A 10,726-nucleotide genomic window follows, 5' to 3' on the forward strand; every position below is an offset into this window, starting at 1 on the left:
ACAGTGCAATGAGCGACACCACGCAGACCCCCGGCCTCTCGGGCCCAGGCGAAGACGAATACACGCCCACGGGCGCCGACCAGGTGGCCGAACGGCTGGCAGCAATTGACGACGACGAGGCCGAGCTTCGCGCCGCCTCCCTCCGGGCCGGCCTTGAAGACTACGACCTCGATGAGGAAGACGCCGCCCTGCTCAGCGGGGAGTACGGCGACGAGGATTTCGAAGGCCCGGTCAAGCTTGACCCGGTCCTGGCCATCATCGGGCGCCCGAACGTGGGCAAGTCCACCCTGGTGAACCGCATCCTGGGCCGTCGCGAAGCCGTGGTGGAGGACACCCCCGGCGTGACCCGCGACCGCGTCATGTACTCCGCGAACTGGAACGGCCGCAACTTCACCCTCGTGGACACCGGCGGCTGGGAGCACGACGCCCGTGGCATCCACGCCCGGGTCGCGGAGCAGGCCGAGATGGCTGTGGAACTCGCCGACGCCGTCCTGTTCGTCGTCGACTCGGCCGTAGGTGCCACCGCCACCGATGAGGCCGTGATGAAGATGCTGCGCCGCAGCAAGAAACCGGTCATCCTGGTGGCCAACAAAGTGGACGACTTCGCGCAGGAGGCCGATTCCGCCGTTCTGTGGGGCCTTGGCTTCGGCGAACCGTACCCCGTCTCCGCGCTCCACGGCCGCGGAGTGGCGGACCTGCTCGACCACGTGATGGACGTGCTGCCGGAATTTTCAACCATCGAAGGCCTGGAGCGTTCCGGCGGGCCGCGCCGGATCGCCTTGATCGGGCGCCCCAACGTGGGCAAGTCGTCCCTGCTGAACAAGCTGGCCGGATCCGAGCGCGTGGTGGTGGACAACACTGCCGGAACCACCCGCGACCCCGTGGATGAGTTCATCGAACTCGGTGGGCGCACCTGGCGCTTCGTGGACACGGCCGGTATCCGCCGCCGCCAGCACATGGCGCAAGGCGCGGACTACTACGCCTCGCTCCGGACCCAGGCCGCGCTCGAAAAGGCGGAGGTCGCCGTCGTGCTCCTCGCCGTGGACGAAGTCCTTAGTGAGCAGGATGTCCGCATCCTGCAGCTGGCCATCGAGTCCGGCCGCGCTCTGGTTCTGGCCTTCAACAAGTGGGACCTGCTGGACGACGAGCGCCGCCGCTACCTGGAGCGCGAGATCGAGCAGGACCTGGCGCATGTGGACTGGGCGCCCCGGGTCAACATCTCTGCCAAAACCGGCTGGCACAAGGACCGCCTGGTGCCCGCCCTGGACCTGGCCCTGGAAAACTGGGACCGGCGCATCCCCACGGGGCGGCTGAACGCCTTCCTGGGCGAGCTGGTGGCGGCACACCCGCACCCGGTCCGCGGCGGCAAGCAGCCCCGCATCCTCTTCGGAACGCAGGCGTCCAGCCGGCCGCCCAAGTTCGTGCTGTTCACCACCGGATTCCTCGATCCCGGATACCGCCGTTTCATCACCCGCAGGCTCCGTGAAACCTTCGGCTTCGAGGGCACCCCCATCGAGGTCAGCATGCGCGTGCGGGAAAAGCGGGGCCGGAAGCGCTGATCCGGATGTTGCCTTCGACACGTTGGGATTGAAACCTCGAAAGTGTCACTGGCACCCTTCCGGATCGTGTAAGCTCTTCTAGGTGGTTCGGCCGGACTGCTGATGGAAATCAGCGGAGAACGGCGGAACCAGCGGGCTGTAGCGCAGCTTGGTAGCGCACTTGACTGGGGGTCAAGGGGTCGCAGGTTCAAATCCTGTCAGCCCGACCAAAAAAGCGGAAGCGCCGGAGATCAACTCCGGCGCTTCCGCTTTTTTGTGTGCAGGGGGACTGTCTCCTCCTGGAAAGCCCGCCTACTTCAGGAACTTCGAAGTCCGGCGGTCCGCGAGGATCTTTCCCTTCGTCTGGCAGGTCGGGCAGTACTGCAGGGCGGTATCAGCGAAGGAAACTTCGCGCACCGTGTCTCCGCACACCGGGCACGGCAAGCCGGTCCTGGCGTGGACACGCATGTGGCTCCGCTTCACGTCCTTGAGCTCCTTGGGCGGTTTGCCGCCGGCCTCCGCCAAGGCTGCACCCAGGACGTCGTGGATGGCGTCATAGAGAACCTGCGCTGTCTCCCGGTCCAGGGACTTGGCCGTGGCAAACGGAGAGATCCGGGCCGCATGCAGGATCTCGTCACTGTAGGCGTTGCCGATGCCCGCTATGACGCTCTGGCTCCGCAGCAGCCCCTTGATCTGCTGGGAACTGCCGGCCAGGATCTCAGCCAGCATGCCGGCGTCGAACGCCGCCGTGAAAGGATCCGGACCCAGCGTGGCGATTCCAGGCACGTCCTGCGGGTCCCGCACCACGTAGACGGCCAGGCTCTTCTTTGTCCCCGCCTCCGTGAGGTCAAACCCCCTCGGCCCGTCCGGGCCGGTGAAGGTACAACGGACCGCGATGAGGCCCTTGCCCATCTTCAGCTGGCCGTTGGCGGGGGAGTCCGTGTAGCGCAGCCAGCCGGCCCGGGCCAGGTGGAACACCAGGGAGATGCCATCGGTGTCGATGCTGATGAACTTCCCGAACCGGCGGACCCCGGACACTGTCCGGCCCGCCAGGGACGAGTAGGGCGGGTCCGCCGTCTTCAGCACGGCAAAGGAGACAATCTGCAGCTTGTCGAGGACGCAGCCCCGCAGCTGCTCGTCGAGGAACCGGGCCAGGCCGGCCACTTCGGGAAGTTCCGGCATGGCCTACCTGCCGGGTCCCGGACGTCCTGCATCGTTGCGCACGCTCATGGCTCCCATCTTGTCAGAAAGCCCGGTGGACGCCCCGCCGGATGTGCCTATACTTTCAGCGGCGGTCTGTTTCCCGGGCCCCGTGACCTTCGAGATTGACCCGATGAAAGGCCCCCCATGAGCAACATTCCCGAAGACCTGTCCTACACCGCCGAACACGAGTGGGTCTCCGCTCCCAATGCCGACGGCGTGGTCCGCGTGGGCATTACCGACTTCGCGCAGGACGCGCTTGGAGATGTTGTCTACGCCCAGATGCCCGAGATCGGCACCAAAATTACGGCAAACGAAGTGGTGGGCGAGGTGGAGTCCACCAAGAGCGTCAGCGACATCTACGCCCCGGTCAGCGGTGAAGTGGTGGCCCGCAACGAGTCCCTGGACACCGATTCCGCGCTGATCAACACGGATCCCTATGGTGACGGCTGGCTGATCGAGGTCAAACTGGCCGAGGCCGATGCCGTTGATTCATTGCTCAGTGCATCGGAGTACGAACAACAGGTAGGCTAAAGCTAACCGGTACATCCGGTCCGGCCCCGCGTCGCAGGCAGGACGTCTTCGCACGTCAAGGGCCGGATGGGGGAGCCGGTGCCGGACCTGCCGGGCAGGTCCGGAGGGCAAACGTTGGTTGCATGCCGGAGGGCTGCAGCGGGAAGAGGAGGAATCCATGGCTGGCCACACATCGAACCCTGCCGATGGGGGATACGGAACGGGTGCGGCTAAGGCGTCGGAGACCACCTCCATCAACCTGACCCCCGTCAGGGACGAGCCCACCATCGCCCCCAAGCTGTCCTCCGAAGAGCGCAGCTCCGTCGAGGCACTTCCTGCCGGTTCCGCACTGCTGGTGGCGCACAGCGGCCCCAACGCCGGCGCCCGGTTCCTGCTGGATTCGGACGTCACCACCGCCGGCCGGCACCCCGACGCTGACATCTTCCTTGATGACGTCACCGTTTCCCGCCGGCATGTGGAGTTCCGCCGTACTGCCCGGAGCTTCGAGGTGGTGGACATGAACAGCCTCAACGGCACCTACGTCAACCATGACCGCGTGGACGCTGTGGAGCTCAAGTCCGGCAGCGAAGTCCAGATCGGCAAGTTCCGCCTCACCTTCTACCTGAGCCCTGCCACCGCTGCAGGCCGCGGCTGATCCGGGGACCGCTGCCTGTGGCAATGGCACAACCGGAACGCCGGGGACCGCAGGTCCTGAACATAGGGGAAGTCCTCGCGCAGCTGAGCGCCGACTTCCCGAGCATGACAGCGTCCAAGATCCGGTTCCTCGAGGAAAAGGGACTTATCAACCCGCGGCGGACTCCTGCGGGCTACCGCCAGTATTCCGACGGCGACGTGGAACGGCTGCGCTTCGTCCTGGCGCTGCAGCGGGACCAATACCTCCCCCTGAAAGTCATCAAGGACTACCTTGACGCCATCGACAGGGGAGAGCGGCCGGAGAACCTTCCGCCCGGCGTCGTGGTTTCGCCGCGCATTGTCTCCGACGAGCTGGCCGCAGAGCTTCAGAACCGCGGGCGCAAGCTCACGGAGGAACAGCTCCGCACGGAATCCGGCGCCAGCGTCCCCCTGCTCCAGGCACTCCTGGATTTCGGGCTCATCAGCCACAGCAACGGCATGTTCGACGAACACGCCCTCCAGGTTGCGCGCGCCTGCGTACAGCTGGAAAGCCATGGGCTGGAGCCCCGGCACCTGCGGCCCTTCCAGGCGGCGGCGGAACGCGAGTTCGGCCTGGTGGAACGGGCGGTGGCACCACTTGCGTCACGGAAGGACTCCGCGTCCCAGGCACGGGCTGCAGAGGCCGCCCGTGAGATCAGCGACCTTTGCCTCACCCTGCACCGCGCCCTGGTGCAGGACCACATCTCACGCATGGACATCTGATGATTGAAGTCGAGATTGTAGGCGTTCGGATCGAACTGCCTTCCAACCAGCCCCTGGTCCTGCTGCGGGAGATGCACGGGGAACGGCATGTTCCCATCTGGATCGGCACCCCCGAGGCCAGCGCCATCGCCCTTGCCCAGCAGGGTGTGGTCCCCCCGCGCCCCATGACGCACGACCTCCTGGTGGATGTAGTGGAGTCGCTCGGCCACAGCGTGGTCAGCGTCAACATCGTGGCGGTTGAGGACAACATCTTCTACGGACAGCTGCAGTTTGAAAACGGCACCACGGTGAGCTCCCGGGCCTCCGACGCCCTCGCCGTCGCCCTCCGGGCCAAGTGCCGCATCTGGTGCGCCGATTCAGTAATGGACGAGGCCGGAGTCCGCATCACCGAGCACGACGAGGGCGAGGACACCGATCCGGGCCCCACCGTGGATGAGGAGCGCGAGCTCCGGCGGTTCCGCGAATTCCTTGACGACGTGGAGCCTGAAGACTTCGACGGCTAAGGTCACGTTAAGGTTAAAGTTAAGGCTGAAAGTTTCGACACGCCTGCCCAAAGCCTCCAAGGTCTTTGACCTCGGGCCCTGCCGGGCCTAACGTCGAAGTATCAAGTTCCCATTGCCTATGGCAGCCGCGCAAGTCACACTGGAAAGTGCGCCCCGCGAAAATTACATGCATGCTTTTCATGCCAGCTGCTGCAGGTGTTCCCCGGGAGCGCAGGACAAGGAGGATCCAGGTGAGTCCCAAAGGCGAAGCAGGCGGGCTGAAACAACCCACGGCTGGTGTTGCTGTGCCGGCAAGCGGTGCCCAGGGCCTCCTGTTCACCGAGGACCTTCCCGTGCTGGACGAGGATGCCGGATACCGCGGACCCACCGCATGCAAGGCGGCCGGCATTACCTACCGGCAACTGGACTACTGGGCACGCACCGGGCTGGTGGAACCCGCCGTCCGCGGCGCTGCCGGCTCCGGATCCCAGCGGCTGTACGGCTTCCGCGACATCCTGGTCCTCAAGGTGGTCAAGCGGCTCCTGGACACGGGCGTTTCCCTGCAGCAGATCCGCACCGCGGTGGAACACCTGCGTGAACGCGGCGTCGAGGACCTGGCGCAGATCACCCTGATGAGCGATGGCGCCAGCGTGTACGAGTGCACCTCCGCTGACGAAGTCATCGACCTCGTCCAGGGCGGACAGGGCGTGTTCGGCATTGCCGTGGGCCGGGTCTGGCGCGAGGTGGAAGGCAGCCTTGCTTCGCTGCCCAGCGAACACGCCGCCGAACAATCCTTTCCCGACGACGAGCTGAGCAAGCGCCGCGCAGCACGCAAGATCAGCTGAGCCGCCATTACTTAAACGGCAGAGGGCCGCTCCCATGGGAGCGGCCCTCTTGCTGTCTGGTGGTCCGGTACCGGTCCCGCCCGGCGTCGGCTGGGAAGCGCCAGGCCTACCTGGCGCGGCTGCGCAGCCCGCTGCCCACTTCCATCAGGTTGGCCAGCAGGTCATCGAAGAGGGCGGCCGCAGACTTCGCCGACTCTCCCGGCCAGTGGTGCACCGGGTGGGCGGCGCCCTGGATCTGCTGCCAGTTGGCCTGCTCCGGGATGCGCGGGCTCAGGAGGAGCTCGCCGAACATGGACTCCATTTCGGCCAGCCGGTAGCTGTGCTCGGAGGAACCGGTGCGGACCCGGTTGGCCACAATGCCGGCCGGGGAGAGGTTGGGGGCGAATTCCTGCCGGAACAGCTGGATGGCGCGCATGGTACGTTCCGTACCCGCTACCGAGAAGAGTCCCGGCTCGGCTACGAGGGCAACCTTGTCGCTGGCGGACCAGGCCATCCGGGTAAGCCCGTTGAGTGACGGCGGGCAGTCGACCAGGACCAGCTGGTAGTTGTCCGCGCCGGCCAGCACCGTTGAGAGCCGGCGGAGGTCGCGGCGGCCCAGGTCCGGCCGGTCGTAGATACCCGTATAGGCCGAGCCGACGGCGACGTCCAGGACCGCGCGGCCGGAACCGTTGGAGGCGGCCCGGGCTGTCCAGCTGCTGCCAACGACGTTCTCCGCCAGTTTGGCGCGGCGCGGGCTCTTGAGCATCCTGCCGATATCCAGTTGGTCCCCGGGCTGAACGCCCAATGCGGTAGTTGCGTCGGCGTGCGGATCGAGGTCCACCACCAGCGTGCTGACGCCCGCGGCCAGCGCCGCAGACGCCAATCCTGTGGTGACGGAAGTCTTGCCGACTCCACCCTTAAGGCTGCTGATGCTGACTACTTGCACTTGAGAGACCAAAACCTAACGCCGGATGCCGTGTTGGGAGTAATGTTTGCTCCGGCAGCGCCGAAGCCGGACGGTCCTGCCGCCCTACTCATCATATGTGGATGCGTTGGCGAATCCCGCCTTATCGGGGGTCGGCATGGCATCCACTATGCTGCCGGGGCGCTTTCCGCCGCGACAGGCGGAAGCGATCGGGACATGACGGGGAAATCTGTGATGGTCGACACAAAGATTTGTGTTTGTCCTTGTAGGTCCTAGACACTGTGACCACTCACCGATCCACCCGCAATGATGCAGGAGAAGTATGTTTTCCAAAGTTCTGGTGGCCAACCGCGGCGAAATCGCGATCAGGGCCTTCCGCGCCGGCTACGAGCTGGGCGCCAAGACCGTTGCCGTTTTTCCCCAAGAGGACAGGAACTCCATCCACCGCCAGAAAGCGGACGAGGCGTACCTGATCGGCGAAGAAGGACACCCCGTCCGGGCCTACCTGGACGTCAAAGAGGTCATCCGGGTGGCCAAGGAGTCCGGTGCGGACGCCATCTACCCCGGCTACGGTTTCCTGTCCGAGAATCCGGACCTGGCCCGTGCGGCCAAGGAAGCCGGCATCACCTTTGTTGGTCCGCCGGCGGAAGTGCTGGAACTGGCAGGCAATAAGGTGGCGGCGCTCAGGGCCGCCCGCGAGGCCGGCGTACCCGTCCTTAAGTCCAGTGAACCCTCCAAGGACCTGGACGAACTCCTTGCGGCTGCGGACGAGATCGGCTTCCCCATCTTTGCGAAGGCAGTGGCCGGCGGCGGTGGCCGCGGCATGCGCCGGGTGGACACGCGTGAGGCGCTGCCCGAAGCGCTGAAGTCCGCCATGCGTGAAGCCGATGCCGCTTTCGGCGACCCCACCATGTTCCTGGAGCAGGCCGTCCTGCGCCCCCGCCACATCGAGGTGCAGATCCTGGCCGACGCCGAGGGTAACGTGATGCACCTGTTCGAGCGCGACTGCTCCATTCAGCGCCGCCACCAGAAGGTCATCGAGATCGCCCCGGCGCCCAACCTGGACGAGGGCATCCGCCAGGCCCTCTACCGCGACGCCGTCAAGTTCGCCAAGGCGCTCAACTACGTCAACGCCGGCACGGTGGAGTTCCTCGTGGACACCGCCGGTGAACGCGCCGGCCAGCACGTGTTCATTGAAATGAACCCGCGCATCCAGGTGGAGCACACCGTCACCGAAGAGGTGACCGACGTCGACCTGGTGCAGGCGCAGATGCGGATCGCCTCCGGTGAGACGCTTGCAGACCTCGGCCTTTCCCAGGAAACCGTCCACCTCAAGGGCGCGGCCCTGCAGAGCCGCATCACCACCGAGGACCCCGCCAACGGCTTCCGGCCCGACGTCGGAAAGATCACCGGCTACCGTTCCGCCGGCGGCGCAGGCGTCCGGCTGGACGGCGGCACCGTCTACTCGGGTGCTGAGATCAGCCCCCACTTCGACTCCATGCTGGTCAAGCTCACCTGCCGCGGCCGGGACTACCCCGCCGCCGTGGCACGCGCCCGCCGTGCCCTCGCAGAATTCCGCATCCGCGGCGTCTCCACCAACATCTCCTTCCTGCAGGCCGTGCTCGACGATCCGGACTTCATCGCCGGCGACGTCGCCACCAACTTCATCGACGAACGCCCCCAGCTGCTCAAGGCCAGAGTGTCCGCCGACCGTGGCACCAAGCTCCTCACCTGGCTGGCCGAGGTCACCGTCAACAAGCCGAACGGCGAGCTGACGGTCCACTCCAACCCGGCAGACAAGCTTCCGTCCGTCAAGGACCGGCCGGCCACCGCCGGCTCACGGCAGAAGCTCCTTGAACTGGGACCGGAAGGGTTCGCCAGGGCGCTCCGGGAGCAGCAGGCAGTGGCGGTGACGGACACAACGTTCCGCGACGCACACCAATCCCTGCTTGCAACCCGTGTCCGCACCCGCGACCTTGTTGCCGCCGGTCCTGCCGTGACCGCGCTTATGCCGGAACTGCTGTCGGTCGAGTGCTGGGGCGGCGCCACCTACGACGTCGCACTCCGCTTCCTCGGCGAAGACCCCTGGGACCGGCTGGCGGCGCTGCGCAAGGCGCTGCCGAACGTCTGCCTGCAGATGCTGCTCCGCGGCCGCAATACGGTGGGCTACACGCCGTACCCGGAAGAGGTCACCGAGGCGTTCGTCAATGAGGCCGCAGCAACAGGCATCGACATCTTCCGCATCTTCGACGCGCTGAACGACGTCAGCCAGATGGCACCCGCGATCCGCGCCGTCCGCGCCACGGGCACCGCCGTCGCCGAAGTGGCACTGTGCTACACCGGCGACATGCTGGATCCCAAGGAAACGCTGTACACGCTGGACTACTACCTTGGGCTGGCCCAGAAGATCGTCGACGCCGGTGCGCACATCCTGGCCATCAAGGACATGGCAGGCCTGCTGCGTCCCGCTGCCGCCGCCAAGCTTGTCGCGGCCCTGCGCGAACGCTTCGACCTGCCGGTGCACCTGCACACCCACGACACCGCCGGCGGCCAGCTGGCCACCCTCCTGGCGGCTGTCGACGCAGGCGTGGACGCTGTGGACGTGGCCTCCGCATCCCTGGCCGGCACCACCAGCCAGGTCTCGGCGTCGGCTTTGGTCGCGGCCCTGGAGCACACTCCGCGCGATACCGGCCTGGATCTGGACGCCGTCAGCTCCCTGGAGCCCTACTGGGAAGCGGTCCGCCGGGTCTACGCCCCCTTCGAGTCCGGCCTTCCGGGACCCACCGGCCGGGTTTACAAGCACGAGATCCCGGGCGGGCAGCTGTCCAACCTGCGGCAGCAGGCAATGGCGCTGGGCCTGGGGGAGCGGTTTGAAGCCATCGAGGACATGTACACCGCTGCCGACCGCATCCTGGGCCACCTGGTCAAGGTAACGCCGTCCTCCAAGGTTGTGGGCGACCTCGCCCTGCACCTGGTGGGCCTCAACGCGGACCCTGCCGACTTCAACGAGAACCCGCAGAACTACGACATCCCGGATTCCGTCATCGGCTTCCTGTCCGGCGAGCTCGGTGATCCTCCCGGAGGCTGGCCGGAGCCCTTCCGCACCAAGGCCCTGCAGGGCCGGAGCGTGAAGGTCCGCGACGCGGAGCTCAGCTCCGAGGACAGCGCTGCCCTGAAGTCCGACTCCAAGACCCGCCAGCACACGCTGAACCGGCTGCTCTTTGACGGCCCCACCAAGGACTACCTGAAGAGCGTGGAGACCTACGGCAACATCTCGGTCCTGGATACGCGCGATTACCTGTACGGGCTCCAGCGCGGCCAGGAGCACGAGATCCAGCTGGAGAAGGGCGTGCGGCTGATCGCCTCCCTGGAGGCTGTCTCGGAGCCCGACGAAAAGGGCATGCGCACCGTGATGTGTACCCTCAACGGCCAGTCCCGGCCCGTGGTGGTGCGCGACCGTTCGGTGGTGAGCAACGTCAAGTCCGCCGAGAAGGCAGACCCGGCGCAGCCGGGCCACGTTGCGGCCCCGTTCGCCGGTGCCGTGACCGTCACGGTCAAGGCCGGCGAGACCGTCAACGCCGGAGACACCGTGGCCACCATCGAGGCGATGAAGATGGAGGCTTCCATTACGACGCCGGTGGGCGGCAAGGTTTCCCGCCTCGCCATCTCCTCGGTGGAGCAGGTGCAGGGCGGAGACCTGCTCCTGGTGGTCGAGCAGTAACACCAGCCATAACAACAAAGGGTCCTTCACGTGAACTGGTCCCCGAAAGTTGGACTGGGTAAGTAAGAGCCTAAGCCGCGAGGGCCTGAGCACGGTATTGCACCGGGCTCAGGCCCTCGAGCTTTGTC

General features: G+C 66.3%; 9 protein-coding genes and 1 tRNA gene. 8 read left to right on the forward strand and 2 right to left on the reverse strand.

Going from position 1 to position 10,726, the window contains the following annotated elements; genetic code table 11:
• Positions 1 to 8 precede the first annotated feature (8 nt).
• Entirely contained in the window at positions 9 to 1,559 is a 1,551-nt protein-coding gene (der, locus tag AC5RU7_RS19840; RefSeq protein ID WP_494053682.1) for a ribosome biogenesis GTPase Der, read from the forward strand.
• A gap of 132 nt (positions 1,560 to 1,691) precedes the next feature.
• Positions 1,692 to 1,768: transfer RNA gene (locus tag AC5RU7_RS19845), tRNA-Pro, on the forward strand.
• A gap of 82 nt (positions 1,769 to 1,850) precedes the next feature.
• On the opposite strand, the gene AC5RU7_RS19850 is transcribed toward AC5RU7_RS19845, so the two are convergent.
• On the reverse strand, positions 1,851 to 2,720 hold the full coding sequence (locus tag AC5RU7_RS19850) for an Fpg/Nei family DNA glycosylase (RefSeq protein WP_494053683.1): 870 nt from the start codon (positions 2,718 to 2,720) through the stop codon (positions 1,851 to 1,853).
• A gap of 165 nt (positions 2,721 to 2,885) precedes the next feature.
• Between AC5RU7_RS19850 and gcvH the strand changes: the two genes are divergently transcribed.
• The 5 genes from gcvH to AC5RU7_RS19875 all read left to right on the forward strand — a co-directional run bounded on the left by gcvH (position 2,886) and on the right by AC5RU7_RS19875 (position 5,973).
• A complete protein-coding gene (gcvH, locus tag AC5RU7_RS19855) occupies positions 2,886 to 3,272 on the forward strand; it encodes a glycine cleavage system protein GcvH (RefSeq protein WP_009358597.1) in 387 nt (128 codons plus the stop codon).
• Positions 3,273 to 3,429: 157 nt separating this feature from the next.
• A complete protein-coding gene (locus tag AC5RU7_RS19860; protein ID WP_494011977.1) occupies positions 3,430 to 3,906 on the forward strand; it encodes an FHA domain-containing protein in 477 nt (158 codons plus the stop codon).
• Positions 3,907 to 3,929: 23 nt separating this feature from the next.
• Positions 3,930 to 4,646, forward strand: a complete 717-nt coding sequence (gene ftsR, locus AC5RU7_RS19865; protein ID WP_494053684.1) for a transcriptional regulator FtsR — start codon at positions 3,930 to 3,932, stop codon at positions 4,644 to 4,646.
• Positions 4,646 to 5,149 carry a bifunctional nuclease family protein gene (locus AC5RU7_RS19870; RefSeq protein ID WP_494011976.1) on the forward strand — a complete coding sequence of 168 codons (504 nt, stop codon included), beginning with the start codon at positions 4,646 to 4,648 and terminating at the stop codon, positions 5,147 to 5,149. Before ftsR ends, AC5RU7_RS19870 begins: the two co-directional genes overlap by 1 nt.
• A 230-nt stretch (positions 5,150 to 5,379) precedes the next feature.
• Positions 5,380 to 5,973, forward strand: a complete 594-nt coding sequence (locus tag AC5RU7_RS19875; RefSeq protein ID WP_009358601.1) for a MerR family transcriptional regulator — start codon at positions 5,380 to 5,382, stop codon at positions 5,971 to 5,973.
• Positions 5,974 to 6,079: 106 nt separating this feature from the next.
• On the opposite strand, the gene AC5RU7_RS19880 is transcribed toward AC5RU7_RS19875, so the two are convergent.
• Complete coding sequence (locus AC5RU7_RS19880; RefSeq protein ID WP_494053685.1) at positions 6,080 to 6,898, reverse strand: ParA family protein; 819 nt, start codon at positions 6,896 to 6,898, stop codon at positions 6,080 to 6,082.
• 301 nt (positions 6,899 to 7,199) lie between these two features.
• Here AC5RU7_RS19880 and AC5RU7_RS19885 point away from each other — a divergent pair, with 301 nt between their 5' ends.
• On the forward strand, positions 7,200 to 10,598 hold the full coding sequence (locus tag AC5RU7_RS19885) for a pyruvate carboxylase (RefSeq protein ID WP_494053686.1): 3,399 nt from the start codon (positions 7,200 to 7,202) through the stop codon (positions 10,596 to 10,598).
• The last annotated feature ends 128 nt before the right edge of the window (positions 10,599 to 10,726 follow it).

Source organism: Arthrobacter sp. K410C, from assembly GCF_059090105.1.

What these genes read in the sequence shown, in the direction of transcription:
- AC5RU7_RS19860 (WP_494011977.1), top strand. Translation starts at nt 3,430, where the DNA reads ATGGCTGGCCACACATCGAACCCTGCCGATGGGGGATACGGAACGGGT.
- AC5RU7_RS19885 (WP_494053686.1), top strand. Translation starts at nt 7,200, where the DNA reads ATGTTTTCCAAAGTTCTGGTGGCCAACCGCGGCGAAATCGCGATCAGG.
- AC5RU7_RS19850 (WP_494053683.1), bottom strand. Translation starts at nt 2,720, where the DNA reads ATGCCGGAACTTCCCGAAGTGGCCGGCCTGGCCCGGTTCCTCGACGAG.
- ftsR (WP_494053684.1), top strand. Translation starts at nt 3,930, where the DNA reads ATGGCACAACCGGAACGCCGGGGACCGCAGGTCCTGAACATAGGGGAA.
- AC5RU7_RS19870 (WP_494011976.1), top strand. Translation starts at nt 4,646, where the DNA reads ATGATTGAAGTCGAGATTGTAGGCGTTCGGATCGAACTGCCTTCCAAC.
- gcvH (WP_009358597.1), top strand. Translation starts at nt 2,886, where the DNA reads ATGAGCAACATTCCCGAAGACCTGTCCTACACCGCCGAACACGAGTGG.
- der (WP_494053682.1), top strand. Translation starts at nt 9, where the DNA reads ATGAGCGACACCACGCAGACCCCCGGCCTCTCGGGCCCAGGCGAAGAC.